The following is a 25,839-nucleotide window of genomic DNA, read 5'->3' on the forward strand; positions in this document are numbered from 1 at the left end:
AGGCCGTCTGAAAGATTTTCAGACGGCCTTTCCTTTATTGCACCGATATAGTGAAATGCAAGAAAAAGTAACACGAAACTGTATGCTGCAACGGCGTAGCTTGGGTTGCCAAACCCAAGGTTTCATACGGCCTGTGAGCTTGTTGGGTTTTCAACCCAACCTACCCGCTGAAACGTTTCAGACGGCCTTTTCTTTATGATTATCAATTTCGATATTTCAACGCCCTGCCCATTAAAATTCCTGCAAAATTGTAAACGCCGGTGCCTCGGCCGAGCCGAATGTTTTGGCTGCCGCCACCATGCGCGCGGCCACTTCCTGCACGCTCATCGGGCGCTGCTTTTGCAAAAGGCCGAAGCGGTTGAAAAACTGCAAGGCGCGCACGCCCCAAATTTCGCCCGCGCGCGCATCGGGGCGGATTAAGGTGTTGGGGCGGATAATCAAAGTGTGGGCAAACGCGAGCGCGCGCACTTTGTCTTCCAATTCGCCTTTGATGCGGGTGTAGAAAAAACGCGATTGCGCCGAAGCCAGAGCAGACGACACCAGCACAAAGCCGGCCACTTCATTGTGCCGTGCGCTACGGGCAAAATCATATTGGTAATCCACATCCACGCGGTATTGCGCCGCTTTGCTGCCGGCATCTTTCAGCGTGGTGCCCAGGCAGGAAAAGGCCACATCGCCGCGCACTTTATCGGCCCATGCCTGCGGCTGATTGAAATCCACGCATTCCATTTGCAGCTTGGCGTGGGTTTGTACCAAAGGTTTGCGCCCAAACACCACCACTTCGTGAACATCATTATCTTCCAACAATAGGCGCAACACTTCCCTGCCCACTGCGCCGCTGGCGCCTATCATCAATGCTTTCATGTTTTGCCTGCCTTTCATCATTAGAAACAGAAAATCCGTTTCGATTGAAAACCGATTGGATATCAAGCCCGAAAACAGAGCCGGCCTAAAAAACAGCAAACCGCAGGCCAGAAATACATACCACAAAACAAAGCAAGACTTTAGCTTGTTTTCAAATTGGATATAAAGCCTTTTCAGACGGCCTTTGCCCTTTTAACCCATCGCTTACAAGCAAGCCAGCAAATCCAGCGGCTGGCGGATGCGCAAATCAAAAGGCCAAGCTTCGGTGCGATCGGCGGCGGCGATATAGCCCCAATCGGCCAACACCGTTTTCATACCCGCATTGCGCCCGGCCTGCATATCGCGCTCGGCATCGCCCACATACACGCATTGCCCGGCCGCCACGCCGATTTGTTCACAAGCATAAAACATCGGCTCGGTGGCGGGCTTGGCCCGGCTGCACGTGTCGCCGCTCACCACCACCGCAGGCGCGCTGGCAAAGCCGAGCTTGGGCACGAGGCGGTGGGTGAAGGTGTGCGGTTTGTTGGTGATGATGCCCCAAACAATGCCGCGCGCATCCAGCGCCGCAATTAATTCATTGATGCCGGCAAAAAGCACGGTGTCGCAATCGAAGCAGCGCTCGTATTCGGCCAGATAATCTTGGCGCCATTGCGCAAATTCGGGGTGGCTTTTTTCGATACCCGCGCCCAGCTGCAACAGCCCGGCAGCGCCGTGGCTGGCCACAGGGCGGATTTCGGCCATGCTTTTTTCGGGCAGGCCGCGCCGGCGCAGCAAGGTGTTGAGCGCGCCGCCCAAATCGAGCGCGGTGTCGGCCAGCGTGCCATCGAGATCAAACAATACGGCTTGGGTCATAAAGGTTTTCCTGTTGAGAAATAAGCAAGCGGCATGCAGCCTATTTTTTGAATTTGCTTTCAGACGGCATCAAATTCATCATAAAGGCCGTCTGAAAAAGGCCGTCTGAAACGATTTCAAACGGCTTTTATTCTAACAGAATCATGCAAATCTTTCAGACGGCCTGCCGCTTTTCAATGCCCGTGCGCATGTTTATGTTCATGCTCATGCGTCGCACCTTCCAGGCAGCACAGCAATTCATCGCCGTGGCCGTGCGCACGGCTTTCGGTTTGAATGGTGACATGGCTGATTTGGTGGTGCTGCAACACATGCCCGGCCTCAGCCACGATTTTTTCTGCCTCGGCAACGCTCAGGCTGCCCTCTACCACAATATGGCACGATAAAGCATGCAGGCCGCTGGTGATGGTCCAGATATGCATGTCGTGCACCGATTCCACGCCCGCCACTTTTTGCAGCGCCGCCACGATTTCATCGCAATCCACCTCTTCCGGCGCGCCTTCCATCAAAATATGCACCGCCGTTTTCAACACGCCCCAGCCACTTCTGGCAATCAAAAGCGCCACCGCCACGCTCGCCAGTGGGTCGGCCCAGCGCCAGCCAAACGCCATCATCAGCAAAGCCGCGGCAATCGCGCCCACCGAGCCCAGCAAATCGCCCAACACATGCAGATAAGCGCCGCGCATATTCACATTGCCCTCGGTGTCGCCGCCGCGGTGCATATACCAAGCCACAAAAATATTCACCGCCAAGCCGATGCTGCTCACCACCAACATGCCCAGCGTGGCGATTTCGGGCGGCCGGATAAAGCGGCCGGCGGCTTCATAGATAATCCACACCGCAATCAGCAGCAGCGTTAAGCCGTTGAGCGCAGCGGCCAGAATTTCAAAGCGCTTGTAGCCAAACGTTTTGCTGCGGCTGCCTGCGCGCTCGCCGATGTGGAAAGCCGCCAGCGACAAGGCCAGCGCCGCCGCATCGGAAAACATATGGCCGGCATCGGAAAGCAGCGCCAGGCTGTTGGTGAGCAGGCCGCCGATGATTTCCACCACCATATAAGTGGCGATAATCACAAACGAAATGCGCAACACTTTTTTGTTGCCGCTGTGGCTGTGGTTGTGATGATTATGATGTTCGTGTGACATAAAAACCTCGATAATGCAGCATATGCCCGCCCGGCGGTTTGCTGCTTTGTGTTGCTTTATTATTCAATTGCACTGTATTTCAATCAGAATGGTTTGCCATCATCCAAAGGCCGTCTGAAAAATGAGTGAATAATATTTCAGACGGCCTCAAGTTTGAATCATGCCCAAGCTAAAAAACAACCTAAAGCCTTATTCCGCTTTGCCGTGTGCACTGCGTGGCCTGAGGCGCGCTGCCTGTTTATCTGTGTTTTAGGCTTGAGTGAAACAGCGCCGCATCTTGAGCGGGCAACCCGATTTCACCTGCCCAAAGCCTGCCGCCAATTGCGCTCTTGCGGCTGCGCTTTGCGGCTTTGTTCGAAATTCTCCAGCATCGCCAATTCAAAGCGGCTGAAGCCCGCCCGCTCGCGCGCTTCGATATTCACATGGCCGCGGAAAATAAACAAATCATAGCGGCTGATCAGCGCGCGAAACAGCGCCACCGGCTCCAAGCCGCGCTCGGCACACAAATAGCCATACCAATCATTGCCGGTTTGCACATGCCCTATTTCATCGCGGTAAATAATATCCAACACGTCGCAAGTGGCCGCATCGCCGCGCTGCGCCACTTTGGCGCGTATGGCGGGGGTAACGTCCAGCCCGCGCGCTTCGAGCACACGCGGCACCAGTGCCATGCGCAAAAGCGGGTCGAACGCAGTTTTGTAGGCCATGTCCCACAAATGATTGTGCGCCTCGAAATCGCCGTAATCAAAGCCGTGCGCATTCAAGCGGCCGCGCATCAGCGAAAAATGATAAGCCTCTTCTTTGGCCACGCGCAACCAATCGGCGGTAAACGCGGGCGGCAGCGTCCGAAAGCGGTAAGCCGCATCGAGCGCCAGATTAATGGCGTTGAATTCGATATGGCAAATAGCGTGCAACATCGCCGCATAACCCTCTGGCGTGCTCATTTTGCGCTTTTGCACTTGATCCGGTGCCACCAAATCGGGCTTTTGCGGCCGGCCGGCCCAGCGGAAATCCTGCGCGGCGGCAGCCTGCCTGCGCCGTAGCCCGCCCGCCTGCCAGCCATCGAAAGCAGCTTGGGTGAGCGCGCATTTCTGCTGCGGGTTTTGCGCCATCAGCGCGGCATACAATAAAGTGTCGAGGCAATTCGAATCGGTCATGGCAGCGCCCAAATCACGGCAAAAGCGTTATTTTAGCGCTAATTGATCGGCTTTACATTTATTTGCTGCTTGGCATGGCGGCGGGAAAAGCTTAAATAAACGTTAAAAGTGTGCTGTAAAGGCGGGTAAAATACCCGTGCACTCAAACATCTGCCGCCCATCACCGCGCTTAACAAAAATCGGCCGGCGAACCAAACCATAGAAAAAGCCGCCCTACCACCAAGCCGCAAGGCTGGTAAAATCCGCACAAGCCTGCATAATGGCGGGCAAAACCATCAAGCCCAAAGGAGTGTTCATGTTACACCGAAAATTCATCCGCAGCACCGCCGCATTGGCCTTGGCCGGCAGCATCAGCCTGGCTCAGGCCGGCGCCATTGATGCGCTGAAAAAATTCAACGCCGACACCGACGGCCTCAGCGGCAGCTTCAGCCAAACGGTAAAAAGCAAAAAGAAAAGCCAAACCACCCACGGCTCGTTTCAGATTTTGCGCCCGGGGCTGTTTAAATGGGAATACAGCCGCCCCTATAAGCAAACCATCGTGGGCGACGGCAAAACCATCTGGCTTTACGATGTGGATTTGGCGCAAGTAACCAAATCATCGCAAGACCAAACCATAGGCGACAGCCCGGCCGCGATTTTATCCAACAAAACCGCGCTCGACAGCAGCTACACGCTGAAAGAAGACGGCTCGGCCGGCGGCATTGATTATGTGCTCGCCTCGCCCAAGCGCAATAATGCGGGCTATCAATATATCCGCATCGGCTTCAAAGGCGACGCGCTGGCCGCCATGCAGCTCAAAGACAGCTTCGGCAACGAAACCAGCATCAGCTTCAGCAATTTAAACACCAAGCCTAATTTATCGCGCAGCGTGTTTCAATTTACGCCGCCCAAAGGCGTGGATGTGTTGAGCAATTAATATCCATTCAAAAAAGTAAGCTTATTTTTTTTTGAATAGATATAAGATTTGCCGTCAAGCATCAACAAGGCCGTCTGAAAAAAGTTTCAGACGGCCTTTTTTACGCAATCACTGAATAAACAAGCGTTTGCTCGGCAATTCGTTTAACACATCTTCCGTCGAATAGCCGCCGATGCGCGGTTTGACCAAGCGCGAATTCACAAAGCCATACACGGGAATCACGGCAGTATCGCGCTCGATAATGCCCTCGGCCTGCTGATAAAGGCGGCTGCGGCCGGCTTCGTCGACATTGCCTTGCAGGGTTTGGTTAAGCACGGCATCGTATTCGGCGTTTTGATAAAACGCGCGGTTGCTGCTGTTGTTGCTGCGCAAGGTGTTGAGAAAGGTGGAAGGCTCGTTATAGTCGCCGCACCATGAAGCGCGTGCAAGCTGATAATTGCCGCTGCGGCGGTTGTCGAGATAGGTTTTCCATTCTTGGTTTTCCAGCTGCACATTCACAAAACCCAGCGCCTGCTTCCACATCGCGGCAGCGGCCACGGCGATTTTTTTGTGCTGCTCAGAGGTATTGTATAAAAAGGTGAACGTGAGCGGTTTGCCTTCGCCATAGCCGGCTTCAGCCAAGAGCTTTTTGGCCGCCTCCACGCGCTCGGGATAAGCGAGCTTGCGCCATTCGGGCTCATAAGGCACAAAGCCTGCGGTGCCGGTGCGGGTGAGGTTATAGGCGGCTTCTTCGCCGCGGCCGAGCACTTTTTCGGCAATAATGTCGCGATCAAGCGCCAGCGACAGGGCTTTGCGCACACGCGCATCGGTAAACGGTGCTTTTTGATTGTTGATTTCAAAGTAATACGTGCACAAATATGGGCTGCGTTTGAGCGCATCGCCGTGGCTCGCTTTGAGCTTGGCATACATTTCGGGCGGCAGCGCATCGGTGATGTCTACCTCGCCGGCTTCATAGCGCGCCACATCGTCGGTTTGCGAGCCGATGGGCAGAAACACCACGCGCTCGATGGCCACATTGCCGGCATCGCGGTATTGCGGGTTTTTCACCAACTCGATGCGCTCGTTAACCACCCATTTATTGATAATGTAAGCGCCGTTGCCGACAAAGTTTTCCGGCTGCGTCCATTTCACGCCGAATTTTTCCACCGTGCCGCGGTGCACGGGCTTGGTGGCGGCGTGGTAAAGCATTTGCGGAAAATAAGGCACCGGCGCGCTGAGCGTTATCTCGAGCGTGTGCGGATCTGTCGCTTTCACGCCCAACGTGTCGGGCGCTTGTTTGCCGGCCAAAATTTCATCGATATGGGCGATTTTCGCCGCTTGCAGATAAGAGGCATAAGGCGAAGCGGTGGCCGGATTCACCAACCTGCGCCAGCTATACACAAAGTCTTCAGCCACCACCGGCTCGCCGTTGCTCCATTTGGCATCTTGGCGCAGCTTGAACACCCACACGCGGTTATCTTTGCTCGCCCACGATTCGGCCACGGCAGGCACGATTTTGCCCTGCGCATCGGTTTCCACCAGCCCTTCAAACAAATCGCGCACCACATTGATTTCGGGCACGCCGGTGATTTGGTGCGGGTCGAGCGATTGCGGCTCGGTTACATTATTGCGGGTGAGCACGCTGGCTTGCGCCGCGCTGCCGCCCGCTTTTTCTGCGGCTTTTTCACCGCCGCAGCCGGATAGCGCCAACACGGCCGCCAGCGCCACGGCCGACAAGGGAAAAGTGCATTTCATCTATTCATCCTTTTTTATTTTATTCTTCGCCGAAAACGGCATGGTCAAAACGCTCTACATACGCGGCCAGATTCGCTTTGGCTCTGGCATATCGAGCGATTTCCGTGTCGATTGGCGTTTGAATCAAACTGGCGATTACAGGCACGATGGCTACATCGGCAGACGTGATTTCATCGCCGAAGAGATAAGATTTATGGCCTAAATAATCGCTAATAGCGTCTAAATCGGCAAAACCGAGCCGGTAGATTTCATCCAAACTATGACGCCCGATACCGTGGCCCTGCATTTGCTTTATCACATTCGCCTGCAACACCGCAAAAATTTCTTCCGCTTGTTCAGACGGCACACCATCAAACATCGCCTGCATCATAAACGGCTTGCCGATGGGATCCACAAAGCGGTTATACACGCTCGTCCAATACAGATGCTCTTCCACCATTCGGCTAAACGCGTGCCCGATGGCTTTTTGCTCGGCGCTCAACGTGCGGTCTAAATCGAATTGATATTGCGTTTTCAAATACTGCGCAATAAAGTGGCTGTCGGCAATCCATTGCTCGCCATCTTGCAACACCGGCACTTTTCCCTTCGGCATTTTGCTGAAATCGGCAACGTATTCTTTCTCGTAAGGCAGTTTTGCCAAACGCAGCAGGCTTTCCGCTTTCCACGAAAAAGGTGATGAGCTGCGGATTGCACCCGCTCCCGGTAAAGTAAATAATTTCAACATATTGTGTTCCTTATTTGGTCTTGCATAATCAAACCAAGCAGGCCGTCTGAAAAAGTTTCAGACGGCCTAGGGTCTGTTCACATTTCATCACGCGGCAATCTTTTGGCTCAAAAACGCGCCTGCCGCGTTGAAAATGCTCGCAAGGTGTTCAACCTTGCTGTGCTTTTCGCCTTGCAGCCACGCTTTTGCGCTCAAAATCTTACTCGCGGATGAATTGTGAACAGACCCTAGAATCTCTTTTACACCGCCACGGCAGCTTTGATGTGCGGGTGCGGATCGTAGCCGCTCAATTCGAAATCTTCAAACTTGAAGTCAAACAAATCGGCCACATCGGGATTTAGCGTCATGGTCGGCAGCGGCCGCGGCGTACGGCTCAATTGCAGCTCGGCCTGCTCGAAATGGTTGCGGTAAAGGTGAGCATCGCCAAACGTGTGGATAAATTCGCCCGGCTGCAAGCCGCACACCTGCGCCACCATCATGGTGAGCAGCGCATAGCTGGCGATGTTGAACGGCACGCCGAGAAAAATATCGGCGCTGCGCTGATAAAGCTGGCACGAAAGCCGGCCGTCGGCCACGTAAAACTGAAACAGCGCATGGCAGGGCGGCAGCGCCATTTCATCCACCAAAGCCGGATTCCAAGCCGACACCATCAGGCGACGCGAATCGGGGTTTTGCTTGATTTGCGCCACCACATTGGCAATTTGGTCGATGTGGCGGCCGTCGGGCGCAGGCCACGAGCGCCATTGATAGCCGTAAACCGGGCCCAGATTGCCTTCTTCATCGGCCCATTCGTCCCAAATCGACACATTATTGTCTTTCAGATATTTGATATTGGTGTCGCCCCGCAAAAACCACAGCAATTCGTGAATAATCGAGCGCAAATGCAGCTTTTTGGTGGTGAGCAAGGGAAAGCCCTCGCTCAAATCGAAACGCATTTGATAGCCAAACACCGAGCGCGTGCCGGTGCCGGTGCGGTCGGCCTTGTCGGTGCCGTGTGCCAGCACATGGCGCATTAAATCTTGATAAGCTTGCATGGTTTCCTCACGGGTGCGGCCGCAGCAGGCGGCCTGAAAATAATGCGGCATTGTAACACCGGCGGGGCGCTTTTTTAAGCCGCCGGCCTGCGCAAGCTGCTTTGACGCAAACCAACTTTTGCGCCAATTGATGCAGAATTTTGTTGGCAATTTGGCCTGCTACAGTTTATATTACGGCAGGTTACATCTTTTAACGCACCGTCTTTCCGGCAAATATATAATAAATATCGATTATTTCAAAAACCCTTAGCTTATTTTGACAACAATCAGGCATATCGGTATTCAACTGCCCTGAGCCAACATCACAAAAAAGGAGCAACACATGGCCGTAGATTTGCATCAATTATTCGGACAAGTCAAACAGCGCGACCCGCACCAAACCGTGTTTCATCAGGCAGTAGAAGAAGTGTTTACCAGCCTCACTCCTTTTCTGGCCGCCAACAGCCATTATGCCGAACACGGCCTGCTCGAGCGCTTGGTGGAACCCGAGCGTGTGATTCTGTTTCGCGTGCCCTGGATGGACGACGCAGGCAATGTGCAGGTCAACCGCGGCTTCCGTGTGCAGATGAATTCTGCCATCGGCCCCTACAAAGGCGGCTTGCGCTTTCACCCCAGCGTGAATTTGGGCGTGTTGAAATTTTTGGCGTTCGAGCAAGTGTTTAAAAATGCGCTCACCACGCTGCCGATGGGCGGCGGCAAAGGCGGCTCCGATTTCGACCCTAAAGACAAGAGCGACAATGAAGTGATGCGTTTTTGCCAATCGTTTATGAGCGAGCTCTACCGCCACATCGGTGCCGACACCGACGTGCCCGCCGGCGACATCGGCGTCGGCGGCCGCGAAATCGGCTATCTGTTCGGTCAATACAAGCGCTTGAGCAATGAATTCAGCTCAGTGCTCACCGGCAAAAGCCTCACCTACGGCGGCAGCCTGATCCGCCCCGAAGCCACCGGCTACGGCACCGTTTACTTTGCCGAATTCATGCTCGCCACCCGCAACGACAAGCTCGAAGGCAAAAAGGCGGTGGTGTCCGGCTCGGGCAACGTGGCGCAATATGCCTGCGAAAAACTGCTGCACAACAATGCTATCGTGCTCACCGTGTCCGATTCAGACGGCTTTGTGCATTTCCCCGAAGGCATGACCGAATTGCAGCTCGAAGCGCTGAAAGAATTGAAAAACGAGCGCCGTGCGCGCCTTTCCGTGTATGCCCAAGAGCAAGGTCTGCCTTATCACCAAGGCTTGAGCCCGTGGCATGTGCCCTGCGACATCGCGCTGCCCTGCGCCACCCAAAACGAGCTCGACGAAGCCGATGCGGCCATGCTCTTGGGCAACGGCTGCATCTGCGTGGCCGAAGGCGCGAATATGCCCTGCACCATCGCCGCGGTAGACACCTTTGTTCAGGCGCAAATCCTCTATGCGCCGGGCAAAGCCAGCAACGCCGGCGGCGTGGCCACCTCCGGCCTGGAAATGAGCCAAAACGCGCTGCGCATGTCGTGGTCGGCCAAAGAAGTGGATCAACACCTTTACAACATCATGACCAATATCCACGAATCCTGCCTGCAATACGGGCATGAAAGCGGCGGCTTCGTGAATTATGTCAACGGCGCCAACATCGCCGGCTTTGTGAAAGTGGCCGATGCCATGCTGGCACAAGGTTTGGTGTAGGGCGGGCGCATCAAAAGGCCGTCTGAACAGGGTTTCAGACGGCCTTTTTCTATCGGGCAACACAGCTTCTTATACCCATCCTAAAAATAAGCTTACAAAATATAATGAAATTCAAGAAAAAGTGACACAACGGGTAGGTTGGGTTAAAAATCCAACAAGCCCAGAGGCCGTCTGAAATCTTGGGTTTATCAACCCAGCCTACTTCGTTATAGAGCGTAGTTTTGTATCACTTTTTCTTGCATTCCACTATAAATATAAAAGCAGTTCAGCAGCACCATCCGCCCAGATCGGATTCTTAAAACCGACGTTCGGCCAACGGCCAAAGCAATGTGTGTGCCTTGTTCTGCGAACAAGTGTCGGATTTGAGAATTCGACCTACAGGCTGCTTATTTTTTAGGTTTGATATAAAAGGCCGTCTGAACGGTTTTCAGACGGCCTCTGCCTGTCATGCCATTATGGCCGATTGATTTGAAGCGGTATTATTCCTGCTCTTGCCGGTAAAAACCGCTTTTGAAATAAGCATCCACACCCTCGCGCAGCAACACCAGCGTCACCGCCGCCAAAGGCAGACCCACCAACATGCCCACAAAGCCCATCAATTGGCCGAACGCCATTAAAGAGAAAATCACCCAAAAAGGCGACAGGCCGATGCGGTCGCCCACGATTTGCGGGGTGATGAAAAAGCTTTCTAAAAATTGGCCGATGGCAAACACGCCCCACACCATAAAAAGCCCCTGCCACGAGCCAAATTGCAGCAAAGCCGCCAGCGTGGCCAGCAAAAGGCCGGTAAACGCGCCCAAATAAGGCACAAACACCAAAATACCGGCAATCATGCCGATGGCAAAGCCCGAATCCAGCCCCACAAACATCAAACCGAAGCCGTAAATCAAGCCCATAATCAGCATCACCATCAGCTGGCCGCGCAAAAATTCGCCCAACACTTTATCCATATTGCCCGAAATGCGCTGATAAGTGCCCACATAACGGCGCGGCACCATCGCACGAATGCCGTGCGCCCAACGCTGCCAGTCGAGCAAAAAGTAATAGAGCAAAAAAGGCAGCAAAAACAAATTGGTCACGCCCAACACCACCGTGCCGCCCTGCTTCATCAGCGTGGGCATGATTCTTTGCAAAGCATCGCGCACCGAGCCGGTGTGCGATTGCAGCCACGCCACAATAGAAGGCGTGTCGAGCGTGAGATGGCCGCCCAGCAGCATATTGATCCACGGCAGCACTTTGTTTTGCACAAAATCCACAATTTGCGGCAGCCGCGCCACCATATTGTTAAACTGATTCACCAGCATCGGCACAATCACCAAAGTGAGCGCCAAAATCAACACCAGCGAGAAAATCATCACCAACATCGCCGCCAGTCCGCGCTTAATGCCTTTATCGCGCAGCTTTTCCACCAGCGGGTTCAAAATATAGGCCAACACCGCCGCCACGATAAACGGCGTGAGAATATTGCCCAAGGCATAAAAGAGCCACACCACCACCGCCAGCACCGCCACGCCGGCCATCCACGGCCTGATGCCGCGCGTTTTCTTCTGATACATTGCTTTATTCCGGTTTGCAAACGGTGCAAGCATACCAGTTTGGCGGCGGCTTTGCATCTGCCTTTGAGGCCGTCTGAAACGCTTCAGACGGCCTATCCGATATCTGCCGCAAAGGCACGCGCAGCAAAATAAAAAACAGGTATAATAAAAACATTTTTCCGCTTCCCGTCCGCAGCTGCGGCAGCCACCCGCCCTGCCGCATGCATCACGCCGCGCACAACGCAGCCGCGCGCAGAAGCACCCGCACAACCGCATCACATTATCGAAAGAAAGCAAATCATGGCATTACCTATGGACGACCGCGACGGCAAAATCTGGTTCAACGGCCAACTAATAGAATGGCGCGACGCCAAAACCCACGTGCTCACCCACACCCTGCACTACGGCATGGGCGTGTTTGAAGGCGTGCGCGCTTATGAAACCGCCGAAGGCCCGGCGATTTTCCGCCTGCAAGAGCACACCAAGCGCCTGTTTAACTCGGCCAAAATCCTTGGCATGAAGCTGCCCTACACGCAAGACGAAATCAACCAAGCGCACATCGATGTGGTGAAAGCCAACAATCTGCATTCGTGCTATTTCCGCCCGATGGCTTATTATGGCGCGGCCAAGCTCGGCGTGGCGCCGCAGGCCGATGATGTGCAAGTGATTCTGGCCGCCTGGCCTTGGGGCGCCTACTTGGGCGAAGAGGGCATGAAGCGCGGCATCCGCGTGCGCGTGAGCAGCTTCACCCGCCACCACCCTAATATCCACATGATTAAAGCCAAAGCCAACGGCAACTATCTGAATTCGATTCTGGCCAACACCGAAGCCACCCGCGACGGCTACGACGAAGCCATTTTGCTCGATGCGCAAGGCTATGTGGCCGAAGGCTCGGGCGAAAACATTTTCGTGGTAAACGAAGGCAGGCTCTACACCCCCGCGCTCGATGTGGCGCTCGACGGCATCACCCGCAAGAGCGTGATTGCCATCGCCGAAGAAATGGGCTTGCCGGTGATTGAAAAGCGCATCACCCGCGACGAGCTTTACGCCGCAGACGAAGTGTTTTTCACCGGCACCGCAGCGGAAGTCACCCCCATCCGCGAAATCGACAACCGCGAAATCGGTATCGGCGAGCGCGGCCCCATCACCACCGAAATCCAACAGCGCTATTTCGATATCGTGGAAGGCAAAAATCCGGCCTACCGCCACTGGCTGACTTACGTGAAATAATCGGCCGATTTGTTCACCATTCATCCGCAAGCAAGATAAATAGTGAACAAACCCGGCATAGGCCGTCTGAAAACATTCAGACGGCCTATGCCGCAAAATAAACACAATACCGTCTATCAAACAGAATGGAATATAAAGGATAAACCATGAGCGAACTCAAGCAAGACACCATCGTTATCACCCCGCACGATTTGCCGCTGCATTGCGCCGGCCCGCAAAACGAAACCTGGAACGGCCACCCGCGCGTGTTTCTGCCGATCGAATCCAACAGCAGCATCGAATGCCCTTATTGCGGCGCAGTTTACCGGCTCGAAGGCGAAGCCGGCCATCATTGAGCAGGAGGGTATCTGCATGAAACGCACCGCCCCGCTTCTGCTGATTTTCGCGCTGGCCGCCTGCGGCTCGCAAAAAGCCGTGCGCCCGACGGCACCTGCGCCGGTGGTGGCCGAAACACAAACCTACACCATCGACTACAAAGCCGCCAAAGGCAGCGAGCGCATCAAGGCTGTGTATATCAACAGCAACCGCCCGATTACCGTAGAGCTGCATCAGGGCGGCACGGTTGAAACCCTCACCCAAGTGCAATCGTGGGCCAAAGGCGCCGAATATGCCAACCCCGACACCCGCTGGCATGTGCAGGATGCCGCCGCCACGCTCACCCGCAAAGGCAGGAAAACGGCTTATATCGAAACCGATTAAGGCCCGGTTTCTGTTCACATTTCATCACGCGGCAATGTCGGCTCAAAAGCTTACTCGCGGATGAATGATGAACAGCAGGCCGTCTGAAAAGCGTTCAGACGGCCTCGCGCATTTCGGTGCAACAGCCTGAGCCACACCTGATTGTTGATGAGAAAAAGCCAGCCAAACCAACGCCGTTAGGTGGACTTTTGGGTTTGGCATTACAATAACAACCAAACCCCACAGCCCACCTTGCCATGTCGAAAAAAATCCTCATCATTTCCCCCAGCTGGATAGGCGATTGCGTGATGACGCAGCCGCTCTACCGCCGTCTGCAAGATTTGCACCCCGGCTGCACCATTGATGTGCTCGCGCCCAAATGGTCGATGGCGGTGTTTGAACGCATGCCCGAAATAAGCGGCATTCTGGAAAACCCTTTCGGCCACGGCGCGCTCGATTTGAAAAAGCGCTGGCAGCTCGGCCGCCAATTGGGCAAGCGCGGCTATGATCAGGTGATTGTGCTGCCCGGCTCGCTCAAATCGGCCATTATCGCCGCCGCCAGCGGCATCCGGCAGCGCACCGGCTATGTGGGCGAATCACGCTATCTTCTGCTCAACGACATCCGCAAGCTCGACAAAGCCGCGCTGCCCTTGATGGTCGACCGCTACACCGCGCTGGCGCACCCCACTCAGGCCGAATTCAACGGCTATTCCGGCCGGCCGCGCTTTCAAATCAACCCGCAAAGCCAGGCCGCCGCGCTTGCCCGCCACGGCCTCAACACCGCTAAGCCCGTGCTCGCTTTCTGCCCCGGCGCAGAATACGGCCCCGCCAAACGCTGGCCGCCGCGCCATTTTGCCGCGCTCGCCCGCCGCTATGCCGCTCAAGGCTGGCAGGTTTGGCTGTTTGGCTCACAAAAAGATTTCAGCATCGCCGAAGAAATCAACACCCTTTCAGACGGCCTGTGCATCAATTTATGCGGCCAAACCAGCTTATCCGAAGCCATCGATTTGCTCGCCTGCGCCGACACCGTGGTGTGCAACGACAGCGGCCTGATGCACCTGGCCGCCGCGCTGGGCAGAAAGCTCGTGGCCGTGTATGGCTCCTCCAGCCCCGACCACACTCCGCCCTTGAGCAGCCGCGCCCAAATCGTGAGCCTCAACCTCGATTGCTCGCCCTGCTTTCAGCGCGAATGCCCGCTCGGCCACACCGACTGCCTCAACAAGCTGATGCCCGAAACCGTGCAGCAAGCCGCACAAGCGCTTGCCGCCGCCGAATATTCAGACGGCCTCAGCACTTTTCCCAACCTGAAACACAACGAAGAAGCCTGATTATCCGGCCCGCTCCAAACTGATTGTGAAACAAAGCGGCAAACACAAATAAAAACGCAGCAGATTTCGCTTCAATCAAACCCTAAAACCACATCACACTTTAAAGAACACACCATGCTGAAAAAAACCATTAAATGGCTGCTGATTGTGCTGATATTGCTGGCTGCCGCTTGGGCTGCCTTGTTGTTTATCCCCAAAAGCAATCCCGCCGCCTACCGCATGAAAGTAGAACAAGGCCAAGGTATTTCCGCCGTGAGCCGCAAGCTTGATGACGACAAGATCATCTACAGCCGCCATGTGCTGCTGGCCACCGCCTACCTGATGGGCGCGCACAACCAATTGCACAGCGGCACTTACCGCCTGCCCGCAAACGTATCGGCATGGCAGATTTTGCAGCGCCTGCGCGGCGGCCACCCCGACACCGTTACCGTGCGCATTATCGAAGGCATGCGTTTTGCACAAATGCGCAATATCATCGACAACACCGCCGACATCCGCCACGACACCCGCGGCTGGAGCAATGAAAAATTGCTGCAAGCCATCGCACCCGATGCCCCGAGCAGCAACCCCGAAGGGCTGTTTTTCCCCGACAGCTACGAAATCGATGCCGACAGCAGCGATTTGCAGCTCTACCGCCTCGCCTACCGCACCATGCAGCAGCGTCTGCACGCCGCGTGGGACGAGCGCCAAAGCGGCCTGCCCTATCAAAACCCGTATGAATTGCTGATTATGGCCAGCCTCGTAGAAAAAGAAACCGGCCACGAAGCCGACCGCCGCCATGTGGCCGCCGTATTCGTCAACCGCCTCAATATCGGCATGCGCCTGCAAACCGACCCCACCGTGATTTACGGCATGGGCAGCCGCTATCAAGGCCGCATCCGCAAAGCCGATTTGCAGCGCGACACCCCCTACAACACCTACACCCGCACCGGCCTCACCCCCACGCCCATCGCCCTGCCCGGCCGCGCCGCGCTCGAAGCCGCCGCCCATCCTTCAGCCGAAAAATACCTTTATTTCGTGTCGAAAATGGACGGCACGGGCTTGAGCCAGTTCAGCCACAACCTTGATGAACACAACGCCGCCGTGCGCAAATATATTTTAAAGCGCGAATAAGCCCGATTGGCAGGCACAATTCAATAGGCCGTCTGAAAACATTTTTTCAGACGGCCTATTTCGTTATAATCCGTTTTTATCTTTCCAACCAACCGCGCCCAGCGCCGTTTGCCCACACGGAAGCCTTATGCAAGCACAATTCATCACCCTCGACGGCATCGACGGCGCCGGCAAATCCACCAATCTTAACGTGATTCGGAATTGGTTTGACAAGCGCCGCCTGCCGGTGCTGTTCACCCGCGAGCCCGGCGGCACGCCTTTGGGCGAAGCCTTGCGCGAAATCCTGCTCAACCCCGCCACCCAAGCGGGCTTGCGCACCGAAACGCTGCTGATGTTTGCCGCGCGCCAACAACACATCGAAAACGTGATACTGCCCGCGCTCAAAAGCGGCGTGCATGTGGTGTCCGACCGCTTCACCGATGCCACTTTTGCCTACCAGGGCGGCGGGCGCGGCGTGCCATTTGCCGACATCGAAACGCTGGAAAACTGGGTGCAAGGCAGCCTGCGCCCCGATTTAACCTTGCTTTTGGATGTGCCGCTGGAAGTATCCATGAGCCGCATTGCGCAGGCGCGCGAAAAAGACCGCTTCGAGCAGGAAGAAGCCGCCTTTTTCACCCGCGTGCGCGATGCCTATCTGAGCCGCGCCGCCGCCGCGCCCGAGCGCTATGCACTCATCGACAGCAACCGCGATTTGGCTTTGGTGCGCCAATCGGTGGAAGAAGCATTGAGCCGCCATTTCCAAAAGCCAGCGTAATTGAAAGAGGCCGTCTGAAAATCTTTCAGACGGCCTCAAGCCTTGTATAATAAACGCCACTTCATTTTGATAACGATACCCGCATGATTTACCCTTGGCACGCCGCCCAATGGCAAAAGCTGGCCGAACACTGGCAGCAGCAGCCCAATGCCTGGCTTTTCACCGGCAAACAAAACACCGGCAAAACCGCATTTGCCCGCCACTTGGCGCAGGCTTTGCTGTGTGAAACACCGAAAAGCCGCCACGAGCCTTGCGGCCAATGCCCCTCATGCCATTTGTTTGCCCAGCAAAGCCATCCCGATTTTTACGAACTCACGCCCGAAATCCCCGAAGGCGAAGCCGTGGGGCGCAAGCTGCTGCAAATCAAAATCGACGCCGTGCGTGCCCTCATCAACGATATCCAGCTCACATCCGTGCGCGGCGGCCGGCGCGTGGTGCTGGTGCACCCGGCTGAAAGCATGAATCTGCAAGCGGCCAACGGCTTGCTCAAAGTGCTGGAAGAGCCGCCGGCCGATGTGGTGTTTATTTTGGTCACCCATGCGCGCGACAAGCTTTTGCCCACCATCAAAAGCCGCTGCCGCCAAATGCTCTTAAGCCCACCCGGCCGCGAAGAAGCACTGCAATTTCTGCACACACGCGGCATGGCCGATGCCGAAGCGCTGCTGGCTTTTCACAGCGGCGCACCCCTTTTCGAGCCCGCGCCCGAGCAAGACGCCTTACGCCGCGAGCTGCTCGAATTATTGGCCGCGCCGCGCCTGTTGGGCATACTCGACTATGCCGCCGCCTTCGACAAACAAAAATGGCCGCTGGCCGTGTTTCTCGACTGGCTGCACAAATGGCTGCTCGATATCGGCCTGAGCGCCCGCCAAATGCCGCCGCTCTATTACCCCGCCCACGCCTCGGCTCTGCACAAAGTAGCCGTCCAAACCGATGCCGCCGCACTTTTTGCCCTGCTTGGCAGCTTATCTGCATTAGCCCCTTACGGCCACCACACCTTGAATGTTAAAATGCAGCTTGAACGCATTTTGATCGACTATCTTACCTTCTGGCAAAACAAATAAAGGCCACTCAAATGAACAAAACCGACAACCTGCCCGGCCGCATGATGGCGCTGCAATTGAAAGACAAACACCTGCTCTACAACAGCTATATGGCTTTTTTCGAGCACGGCGGCCTGTTTGTGCCCACCGACGATGCATTCTCGCTCGGCGACGAAGTGCTGCTGGCGCTGGAATTAGCCGAGCATCCCGACAAAAAATTCCTGCGCACCCAAGTGGCCTGGATCAACCCCGCCCGCACCTCGGCCAACCGCCCCAAAGGCATCGGCTTGGCCTTTTCCAACGATGAAATCAGCGCCCAAACCAAAAGCCAAATTGAAGCCGAATTGGGCAGCCTGCTGAAAAACGACCGCACCACCTTCACCCTCTGAGCCGAAGCCGCCCATGCAACTGATTGATTCACATTGCCATTTGAATTTCGAAGGCCTCGCCGAGCGCCTGCCCGAAGTGCTTGCCAATATGGCGGCAAACCAAGTGGCGCAGGCGCTGGCCATCAGCGTGAGCCGCGAAAGCTTCGAAGAAGTGCTCGCCATTGCCCAAGCGCACGACAATATCTACGCCAGCGTGGGCGTGCACCCCGACCGTGAAGACGCCAAAGAATTCAGCATCGCCGAAATGTGCGCCCATGCCGCCCACCCCAAAGTGGTGGGCATAGGCGAAACCGGCCTCGATTACCATTGGTGCAAAGGCGATTTGGCTTGGCAGCAGCGCCGCTTCGCCGAGCACATCGAAGCAGCCAACCAAAGCGGCCTGCCGCTGATTGTGCACACCCGCGATGCCGCCGACGACACCATGGCCATGCTGCGCGAAGGCCGCGCCCACGCCGGCGTGATCCACTGCTTCACCGAAAATGTGCGCGTGGCGCGCATGGCGCTTGATTTGGGCTTTTACATTTCTTTTTCCGGCATCGTCACCTTCAAAAACGCCGCCGATATTCAAGAAGCGGCCAAATATGTGCCCGCCGACCGCATCTTGGTGGAAACCGACGCCCCTTATCTCGCGCCCGTGCCCAAGCGCGGCCGCCAAAACGAGCCGGCCTATGTGCGCCACACCGCCGAATTCGTGGCCGCCCTGCGCGGCGACACCTTGGAAAACACCGCCCGCACCACCACCGACAATTTCTATGCCCTGTTCAACAAAGTGCCGCGCCCCGCTTAATTAATGATTGAGGGTCTGTTCACAATCAATGCGTAGCAAGTAGGTACGATTAGCGCAGCGTAATCGTACGCATGAAACTCACCGAACACCCAAAGCCAAACAAGCCGTCTGAAACAGCGTAGGTACGATTAGCTTTGCCAAAGCAAAGCGTAATCGTACGCATGAAACCTGCCGCACACCCAACACCAAACAGGCCGTCTGAACACCCAAGTTTCAGACGGCCTGCGAGGTTTTCATCAACTTAAAGTCGATATCGTGCAATATGCATGCGTACGATTACGCCGTTTCACGGCTAATCGTACCTACGGCACTGCCGCGCACCCAAAGCCAAACAGGCCGTCTGAAACAGCGTAGGTACGATTAGCTTTGCCAAAGCAAAGCGTAATCGTACGCATGAAACCTGCCGCACACCCAACACCAAACAGGCCGTCTGAATAACCAAGTTTCAGACGGCCTGCGAGGGTTTCAATCAACTTAAAGTCGATAGCGTGCAATATGCATGCGTACGATTACGCTGCGCTAATCGCACCTACGGCGCTGTCTTTTTTACCCCGTCAACATCAAGCCTGCGCACGATACCACGGCATCTGCGCCACTTGCTGCGCCAAAAAATCGATAAACACCGCGGTGCGTGCCAAAAGCGTGCGGTGGCGGTAATACACGGCATAAAGCGGCTGGCTGACATGCTCGCGCTCGTGTTCCAAAAGCGGCACCAGCGCGCCGCTTTCGCGGTCGGTAAACGTCATCAAATCCGACAAACACACAATACCGTTGCCGGCCAGCGCCAGATGGCGCAGGGTTTCTCCGCTGGAAGCGCGCACGGCGGGGCTGATTTCCAGCAGGCCGCCGCGGCCGTCGGGCAGCGGCCATTGGTTGAGCGTGGTGGGGGCGGTGAAACCGAGCAGGCGGTGTTGCGCCAAATCGGCGGCGCTTTGCGGCGTGCCGTGTTGCGCCAGATAAGCGGGCGCGGCCAGGATGCGGATGGCGGTGTGGCCGAGCAGGCGCGCGTGCATGGCGGAATCTTGCAAGCGGCCGATGCGCAGCGCCACATCGGTGCGCTCTTCAATCAAATCAATCAAATGATCGTTGCTGCCCAACTCGATTTCGATTTGCGGATATTGGGCGCAAAAATCGGCCAACAGCGGCGAGAGCACATGCAGCATCACCGGCACCGAAGTGTTGATGCGCAACACACCGCCGATTTGCGCGCGCCTCAGCGCCAGCCGCTCTTCGGTGAGGCGCACTTCATCGAGTATTTTGTGCGCCTGCGCCAATAGAAGGCGGCCTTCGTCGGTGATTTCCATGCGACGGGTGCTGCGTTGCAACAAGGTGAGGCCCAAATGCTGCTCGAGCCGGCTCAAGCTGCGGCTCACGGCCGACACGGGCATATCCAGCCGCTGCGCGGCGCCGCTGATCGAGCCGCTTTCCACGATTTGCACGAAAATATTCAATGCCTCTAAATCCAATTTCATTTTTGCACTTTCTGTAAAAATCATTTGCAGATTATCCTATTTTTCTGAAAATGTAAAAGCAGCATAATGCCGCCTGTGATGCATTTTCCAGCCCGGTTTTTTTCAGACGGCCTGCTTATGATGAAAGGAAAAATGATGATGCCTCCTGCTTTATTTGCTTTGATGCTCGGTGCGTTTGCCATCGGCACCACCGAATTTGTGATTGTGGGGCTCTTGCCCACCATTGCCGCCGATTTGGGCATCACGCTGCCCTCGGCCGGCTTGGCGGTGAGCCTTTATGCTTTATCGGTGGCGCTTAGCGCGCCGCTGCTCACGGCGGCCACCGCCCGCTGGCCGCGCAAAAATGTGTTGTTGATGTTGATGGCGGTTTTTGTGCTGGGCAATCTCTTGGCCTGGCAGGCCACAAGCTTCGCCACTTTGCTGATTGCACGCATCGTTACCGGCCTGGCGCACGGGGTGTTTTTCTCTATCGGCGCCACCATCGCCACCCAGCTTGTGGCTAAAGAAAAAGCCGCGCGTGCGATTGCGATGATGTTTACCGGCCTCACCGTGGCGCTGGTTACCGGTGTGCCGCTGGGCACGTTTATCGGCCAACATTGGGGCTGGCAAACCACTTTTCTGATTGTGTCTTCATTGGGCGTGGCCGCCTTTATCGGCAGCCTGCTGTTTATCCCGAGCCGCTTGCAGCAAGGTGCGCCGGCCACCCGTGCGCAGCAATTGGCCGTGCTCACTTCGCCGCGCTTGTGGTTGGTGTATGCGCTCACCGTGATCGGCTATGGCGGCACTTTTGTGCTCTTCACCTTTCTGGCGCCCATTTTGCAGGAATTGAGCGGCTTCAGTAACGATGCGGTGAGCCTGATGTTGGTTGCCTACGGCATCGCGGTGGCCACCGGCAATATTCTCGGCGCCCGCCTGGCCGACCGCGCCGGTGTGCGCACCGCACTGAATATTCTGTTTGCCGCCCAGGCTTTGGTGCTGCTGTCGTTTCTGTTTACCGCCGCGCATCCGGTGGCGGTGGTGTTCAGCACCGTGCTGCTGGGCTTAACCAGCTTTGCCACCGTGCCGCCGCTGCAATTAATGGTGGTGCAGCAAGCCGAAAAAGACGCGCCGCAAGCGGTGGAAGTGGCTTCCGGTCTCAACATCGCTGCTTTTAATCTCGGCATTACCTTCGGCGCAGCGCTGGGCGGCTGGATTGTGGCACACAGCGGCCTGATCCACACCGCTTGGGCAGGTGCCCTGCTGCTGGCGCTGGCCACCGCGCTATCGATGCATGGCAGCCGCAGCGGCAAAAAAGCAGCCGTCACCCCTTGCTTGAACAACGATTGATTTTTAAACTGATGCTGTTGCACAGGCCGCCTTTCAGACGGCCTGCCTTTGAAAACCTTTATTTTTCAAAACCTTTATATTCAGGAGCTTGATATGAACACCAACACCTTACCCGCCTTTGGCGTGGGCACTTTCCGCTTAAGCGGCCAAACCGTGATCGATTCGGTGAAAAACGCGCTCGATGTGGGCTACCGCGCCATCGACACCGCCCAAATCTACGGCAACGAAGCCGAAGTGGGGCAAGCCATTGCCGAGAGCGGTGTGCCGCGCAGCGAGCTTTTCCTCACCACCAAAATCTGGGTCGACAACTACAGCCCGAGCAAACTGGCCGACAGCCTCAAAGAGAGCCTGCACAAATTGCGCACCGATGCCGTGGACCTCACCCTGATTCACTGGCCCGCCCCCGGCAACGGCGTGGCTTTGGCCGATTTTATGGGCGCGCTCGCCGAAACGAAAGCCCAAGGGCTCACCCGCCTGATCGGCGTGTCCAACTTCAATATCGCACAAACCCGCGAAGCAATCGAGGTGGTGGGCAGCGGCGAAATCGCCACCAACCAAATTGAATTGAGCCCCTATCTGCAAAACAGAAAATTGGTGGACTTTCTGCAAGCCCAAGCTATCCGTGTCACCTCCTACATGACTTTGGCCTACGGCAAAGTGCTGCAAGACCCAACCCTGCTCGACATCGCCCGCGCCCACCAAGCCACCAGCGCCCAAGTGGCATTGGCTTGGGCGCTGCACAAAGGCTATGCCGTGATTCCCTCATCCACCAAGCGCGAAAACCTCATCAGCAACCTCAAAGCGCAGCAGCTCGCCCTCACCGATGCCGACATGCAGCGCATCGATGCGCTTGAGCGCAACGGCCGCGAAGTGAGCCCCGAAGGCTTGGCGCCCGAGTGGGATTAAGCAGCATCGGTATCCATCAAAAAACCATCTTACTGCGTTGTGTCGCTTTGCCATACAGTCTGCGCTGCACCGCCTCGTAAATTTGCTTTATTGAAAGGGCACTTAATTTAAAGGCCGTCTGAACCCTGAAAATCGTTCAGACGGCCTTTAAATATACATACAAACATGTATAACAAAATTTAACCCTGCCGCAACAAACAATACATTTGTTTTGCATTAAAGTAACGCATAGCAGGCCGTCTGAAACTGTGCTCCGGCAACCTGCCTCCCTCAAAACCTCACAAGGATGCAAGCATGAAAATCTTCTACACCACCCGCGCCACCGCCACCGGCGGCCGCTCCGGCCACACTGCGCTTGACGACGGCAGCCTCGCCTTTGATTTGGTTGTGCCAGGCTCCGGCAAAAGCGGCGCCAACCCCGAGCAATTGTTTGCCCTGGGCTATGCCGCCTGCTTCGACAGCGCCCTGGAGCTGACCGCCAAAAAACTGAAATTGCCGCTGGCCGGCAGCCACACTTCAGTGGCCATCGGCATCGGCCAAACCCCCGAAGGCGGCTACAAGCTCGATGCCGACATCACCGTGCGCACCCAAGGGCTCAGCACCGAGCAAGCGCAGCAGCTGATTGAAGCCGCCCACCAAGTTTGCCCCTATTCCAACGCCACCCGCGGCAATATCGACGTGCGCCTGCATGTAGAAACCGCTTAACGCGCCGAGCCCGCAAGGCAAATTCAAAATGCCGTCTGAAAATTCAGACGGCATTTTAATCAACCGGCGCGCGCAACATCTTTTCCCTTCTAGGGTCTGTTCACAATTCATCCGCGAGTAAGATTTTGAGCGCAAAAGCGTGGCTGCAAGGCGAAAAGCACAGCAAGGTTGAACACCTTGCGAGCATTTTCAACGCAGCAGGCGCGTTTTGAGCCAAAATATTGTCGCGTGATGAAATGTGAACAGACCCTAATAAGCTATAATAACCCACTTGTGCTGTGCCGTTTCAGACGGCCTCTCCCGTAAAACAACCCACAAAACAATACCCACACATTATGCCCCATATCCGCCTGACCGTGCTCGGCTGCGGCAGCTCCTCCGGCACCCCCGCCATCGGCTGCACCTGCCCCGTGTGCACCAGCCCCCACCCGAAAAACCGCCGCAGCCGTTGCAGCGCCTGGCTCGATATCGGCGGCCAAGGCTGGCAAATCGACACCGGCCCCGATTTCCGCAGCCAAGCCCTGCGCGAGCAGCTGCCGCGCATCGACGGCGTGCTCTACACCCACCCGCACGCCGACCACCTCAACGGCATTGATGATTTGCGCGGCTTTTGCTACAAGCAGCAAGGCAGCATACCGATTTACGGCAGTGCCGCCACCCTGGCCAACATCAGCGAGCGCTTCGACTACGCCTTTTTCCCGCCCGGCAGCCACTGGAACCGCCCCGTGCTCGAAGCGCGCCCGCTCACCGACAGCCTCACGCTCAACGGCGCGCCGCTGCAACACTTCCAAATGCCGCACGGCCATTGGCACACCACCGCCTACCGCATCGCAAACATCGCCTGGCTCACCGACATCAACCACATCAGCAGCGCCCAAATTGCCGCTCTGCAAGGCTTGGATCATTTGTTTATCGACTGCTTAAGCCCGCGCCCCTACCCCAGCCACTTAAGCTTCGATCAAGCCTGCGATTATGCCGAGCAAATCGGCGCCCGCCACACCTGGCTGATTCACATGACCCACGCGCTGGGCTACGAAGAATTGCTCGCCGCCTGCCCGCCCGGCATCGCCCCCGCCTACGACGGTCTCACCATTAATTCAAGCTATTAAACTGCGTAGGTACGATTAGCTTTACAAAGCAAAGCGTAATCGTACGCATGCCACACTAACAGCAAGCCGTAGGTACGATTAGCCGCCCAAAGGCGGCGTAATACCATTTAAAATAAATAATCTATAATAAAGCCCATTCACAAGCCACCAGCGAACAGAGTTTGTCTTTTTCTGCAACCAACGCATTCCACGCAATGCAGCCAGCCTCTACAATCTGCTCATAGCCCTTATAACAACGGTTGGATAAGGAGGTTTGCTTCAGTTGCCGCCATACCCGCTCTATGGGGTTCAGTTCCGGTGAATATGGCGGCAGTTTCAATATGGATACGTTTTTCAGCTCATGAAAATCTTGATGCCAGCCCGCACCGTCCATCACCACCACGGCATGCCGGCCTTCGGGGGTTTCTTTCGATATTTGCTGTAAATGCAGCAGCATCGCTTCTTTGTTGACACCGGGCATCACCAAAGCGGCTGTTGCGCCCGTTGTTAAACAAACAGCGCCAAATATATAGGCGTATTCAAACTGCTGTTGGCGGATAAGGCGAGGCCTTTTTCCCTTTTCGTGCCATACGCGAGTGAGGCTGCCTTGTTGTCCGATACGGCTTTCGTCTTGAAACCAAATGTCGACTTGTTCGGGCTTGATGTGTTCAGGTAATACGGCTTTTACTTCGTCAACAAAGTTTTTTTAAAAGCGTCTTGCGCTTCTGGGTCGGCCTGTGGATGGCGGCTGCGGGCGGTTATCCAGCTCATGCCGATACGGTGCAATAAAGGATACAGGCTGCTGCTGTGTTTGTAGTGGGCATTGAATTCTTGAGCGGCAATGGTATGGATGTCTTCGGCCGTGAGCCTGCCGCCTTCGCGCTTTTCTTGCTCTTCGATGATGCGCTGTTTGAAGGCTTGATGGTCTTCCGGCTTTAGTTTGCTGCTGCGGCCTGGGCGCTGTTTGTCGTAAATGGCCTGTTCGATGCCGAATTCCCAATATTTGCGCCGCAATATGTGTATGGTAAGGGGATTCAATCCGAACAGTGGGGCGATTTCTTCGGGTGCTTGGCCTTGTTGCAGTTGGTGCAGTATAAACAAGCGTGTCCGAGCCCGCGGGTGGGGTTCGGTTTTGGCGAGTTTGATAAAATCATGCTCGGTGAGTTGGTGGTTTTTTGGGGTCAGTTTAGGCATGGGGTGATTATAGCTTATTTATTTTTATTGGTATAATCGTACGCATGCAATACACTCCGCACCGGCTTTGAATAGGTTAAAAAGCAAACAGGCCGTCTGAAACCCTCTTTTCAGACGGCCTGTTTGCTTTCCAACGCCGGCTTAAACTTCCTGCCCACCACTGCGCCGCCTTTGCACAGCACGCGTGCCCTAATTATACCCACATGGTATA

General features: G+C 55.7%; 26 protein-coding genes. 15 read left to right on the plus strand and 11 right to left on the minus strand.

All coding sequences use genetic code 11. The features are described from left to right. Positions 1-231 precede the first annotated feature (231 nt). From LVJ78_RS07530 to LVJ78_RS07545, 4 genes are all read right to left on the minus strand, one after another. Positions 232-864, minus strand: a complete 633-nt coding sequence (locus LVJ78_RS07530; RefSeq protein ID WP_132954235.1) for an NAD(P)H-binding protein — start codon at positions 862-864, stop codon at positions 232-234. Positions 865-1,068: 204 nt separating this feature from the next. Beyond that, the gene (locus LVJ78_RS07535) at positions 1,069-1,716 is read right to left on the minus strand and encodes an HAD family hydrolase (RefSeq protein ID WP_132954234.1); all 648 of its coding nucleotides are present in this window, start codon (positions 1,714-1,716) and stop codon (positions 1,069-1,071) included. Between the two features lie 173 nt (positions 1,717-1,889). Beyond that, a complete protein-coding gene (locus tag LVJ78_RS07540) occupies positions 1,890-2,855 on the minus strand; it encodes a cation diffusion facilitator family transporter (protein ID WP_132954233.1) in 966 nt (321 codons plus the stop codon). Positions 2,856-3,151: 296 nt separating this feature from the next. Beyond that, positions 3,152-4,012, minus strand: coding sequence for a ferritin-like domain-containing protein (locus LVJ78_RS07545; protein ID WP_132954232.1), 861 nt, complete (start codon positions 4,010-4,012; stop codon positions 3,152-3,154). A 295-nt stretch (positions 4,013-4,307) separates the two neighbouring features. On the opposite strand from LVJ78_RS07545, the gene lolA reads away from it, so the two are divergent. Continuing rightward, the gene (lolA, locus tag LVJ78_RS07550; protein ID WP_132954231.1) at positions 4,308-4,928 is read left to right on the plus strand and encodes an outer membrane lipoprotein periplasmic chaperone LolA; all 621 of its coding nucleotides are present in this window, start codon (positions 4,308-4,310) and stop codon (positions 4,926-4,928) included. Between the two features lie 108 nt (positions 4,929-5,036). Here the strand turns inward: lolA and LVJ78_RS07555 are convergent, their stop codons facing one another. From LVJ78_RS07555 to LVJ78_RS07565, 3 genes are all read right to left on the minus strand, one after another. Beyond that, positions 5,037-6,662 (minus strand): ABC transporter substrate-binding protein, encoded by a 1,626-nt coding sequence (locus LVJ78_RS07555; protein WP_132954230.1) that lies wholly within the window; start codon positions 6,660-6,662, stop codon positions 5,037-5,039. A gap of 19 nt (positions 6,663-6,681) precedes the next feature. Next, positions 6,682-7,386, minus strand: a complete 705-nt coding sequence (locus LVJ78_RS07560) for a glutathione S-transferase family protein (RefSeq protein WP_132954229.1) — start codon at positions 7,384-7,386, stop codon at positions 6,682-6,684. Positions 7,387-7,625: 239 nt separating this feature from the next. Then, positions 7,626-8,420 (minus strand): thymidylate synthase, encoded by a 795-nt coding sequence (locus LVJ78_RS07565; RefSeq protein ID WP_132954262.1) that lies wholly within the window; start codon positions 8,418-8,420, stop codon positions 7,626-7,628. Positions 8,421-8,742: 322 nt separating this feature from the next. On the opposite strand from LVJ78_RS07565, the gene gdhA reads away from it, so the two are divergent. Then, positions 8,743-10,083 carry an NADP-specific glutamate dehydrogenase gene (gdhA, locus tag LVJ78_RS07570; RefSeq protein ID WP_132954228.1) on the plus strand — a complete coding sequence of 447 codons (1,341 nt, stop codon included), beginning with the start codon at positions 8,743-8,745 and terminating at the stop codon, positions 10,081-10,083. Positions 10,084-10,562: 479 nt separating this feature from the next. Here the strand turns inward: gdhA and LVJ78_RS07575 are convergent, their stop codons facing one another. Beyond that, positions 10,563-11,639 (minus strand): AI-2E family transporter, encoded by a 1,077-nt coding sequence (locus LVJ78_RS07575; protein WP_132954227.1) that lies wholly within the window; start codon positions 11,637-11,639, stop codon positions 10,563-10,565. A 279-nt stretch (positions 11,640-11,918) separates the two neighbouring features. Here LVJ78_RS07575 and LVJ78_RS07580 point away from each other — a divergent pair, with 279 nt between their 5' ends. The 9 genes from LVJ78_RS07580 (at position 11,919) to LVJ78_RS07620 (ending at position 18,937) form a co-directional block, all read left to right on the plus strand. Beyond that, the gene (locus tag LVJ78_RS07580; protein ID WP_132954226.1) at positions 11,919-12,848 is read left to right on the plus strand and encodes a branched-chain amino acid transaminase; all 930 of its coding nucleotides are present in this window, start codon (positions 11,919-11,921) and stop codon (positions 12,846-12,848) included. Between the two features lie 146 nt (positions 12,849-12,994). Continuing rightward, positions 12,995-13,183, plus strand: coding sequence for a zinc-finger domain-containing protein (locus LVJ78_RS07585; protein WP_132954225.1), 189 nt, complete (start codon positions 12,995-12,997; stop codon positions 13,181-13,183). 16 nt (positions 13,184-13,199) lie between these two features. Then, positions 13,200-13,547 (plus strand): hypothetical protein, encoded by a 348-nt coding sequence (locus LVJ78_RS07590; protein WP_132954224.1) that lies wholly within the window; start codon positions 13,200-13,202, stop codon positions 13,545-13,547. 236 nt (positions 13,548-13,783) lie between these two features. Then, a complete protein-coding gene (waaF, locus tag LVJ78_RS07595) occupies positions 13,784-14,854 on the plus strand; it encodes a lipopolysaccharide heptosyltransferase II (RefSeq protein WP_132954223.1) in 1,071 nt (356 codons plus the stop codon). 114 nt (positions 14,855-14,968) lie between these two features. Further along, on the plus strand, positions 14,969-15,967 hold the full coding sequence (gene mltG / locus LVJ78_RS07600) for an endolytic transglycosylase MltG (protein WP_132954222.1): 999 nt from the start codon (positions 14,969-14,971) through the stop codon (positions 15,965-15,967). A gap of 127 nt (positions 15,968-16,094) precedes the next feature. Then, complete coding sequence (gene tmk / locus LVJ78_RS07605; protein ID WP_132954221.1) at positions 16,095-16,721, plus strand: dTMP kinase; 627 nt, start codon at positions 16,095-16,097, stop codon at positions 16,719-16,721. An 83-nt stretch (positions 16,722-16,804) separates the two neighbouring features. Then, positions 16,805-17,782, plus strand: a complete 978-nt coding sequence (locus LVJ78_RS07610) for a DNA polymerase III subunit delta' (RefSeq protein WP_132954220.1) — start codon at positions 16,805-16,807, stop codon at positions 17,780-17,782. 11 nt (positions 17,783-17,793) lie between these two features. After that, on the plus strand, positions 17,794-18,150 hold the full coding sequence (locus LVJ78_RS07615) for a PilZ domain-containing protein (RefSeq protein ID WP_132954219.1): 357 nt from the start codon (positions 17,794-17,796) through the stop codon (positions 18,148-18,150). A gap of 13 nt (positions 18,151-18,163) precedes the next feature. Beyond that, entirely contained in the window at positions 18,164-18,937 is a 774-nt protein-coding gene (locus LVJ78_RS07620) for a TatD family hydrolase (RefSeq protein WP_132954218.1), read from the plus strand. Between the two features lie 560 nt (positions 18,938-19,497). Here the strand turns inward: LVJ78_RS07620 and LVJ78_RS07625 are convergent. Next, on the minus strand, positions 19,498-20,409 hold the full coding sequence (locus LVJ78_RS07625; protein ID WP_132954217.1) for a LysR family transcriptional regulator: 912 nt from the start codon (positions 20,407-20,409) through the stop codon (positions 19,498-19,500). 117 nt (positions 20,410-20,526) lie between these two features. Between LVJ78_RS07625 and LVJ78_RS07630 the strand changes: the two genes are divergently transcribed. The 4 genes from LVJ78_RS07630 to LVJ78_RS07645 all read left to right on the plus strand — a co-directional run bounded on the left by LVJ78_RS07630 (position 20,527) and on the right by LVJ78_RS07645 (position 24,455). Then, on the plus strand, positions 20,527-21,735 hold the full coding sequence (locus tag LVJ78_RS07630) for an MFS transporter (RefSeq protein WP_341539397.1): 1,209 nt from the start codon (positions 20,527-20,529) through the stop codon (positions 21,733-21,735). A gap of 93 nt (positions 21,736-21,828) precedes the next feature. Then, entirely contained in the window at positions 21,829-22,641 is an 813-nt protein-coding gene (gene dkgB / locus LVJ78_RS07635) for a 2,5-didehydrogluconate reductase DkgB (protein ID WP_132954216.1), read from the plus strand. Between the two features lie 294 nt (positions 22,642-22,935). Beyond that, complete coding sequence (locus LVJ78_RS07640; RefSeq protein ID WP_132954215.1) at positions 22,936-23,346, plus strand: organic hydroperoxide resistance protein; 411 nt, start codon at positions 22,936-22,938, stop codon at positions 23,344-23,346. 335 nt (positions 23,347-23,681) lie between these two features. Beyond that, a complete protein-coding gene (locus LVJ78_RS07645; RefSeq protein ID WP_132954214.1) occupies positions 23,682-24,455 on the plus strand; it encodes an MBL fold metallo-hydrolase in 774 nt (257 codons plus the stop codon). 121 nt (positions 24,456-24,576) lie between these two features. On the opposite strand, the gene LVJ78_RS07650 is transcribed toward LVJ78_RS07645, so the two are convergent. Both LVJ78_RS07650 and LVJ78_RS07655 read right to left on the minus strand, forming a co-directional pair. Further along, positions 24,577-25,098, minus strand: a complete 522-nt coding sequence (locus LVJ78_RS07650; protein ID WP_342345069.1) for an IS630 family transposase — start codon at positions 25,096-25,098, stop codon at positions 24,577-24,579. Positions 25,099-25,118: 20 nt separating this feature from the next. After that, positions 25,119-25,628: a winged helix-turn-helix domain-containing protein gene (locus LVJ78_RS07655; RefSeq protein ID WP_244802557.1), complete on the minus strand. Its 510-nt coding sequence runs from the start codon at positions 25,626-25,628 to the stop codon at positions 25,119-25,121. Positions 25,629-25,839: the final 211 nt, after the last annotated feature.

The sequence above is a fragment of the Uruburuella suis genome, from assembly GCF_022870845.1.
Lineage (GTDB): Bacteria > Pseudomonadota > Gammaproteobacteria > Burkholderiales > Neisseriaceae > Neisseria > Neisseria suis.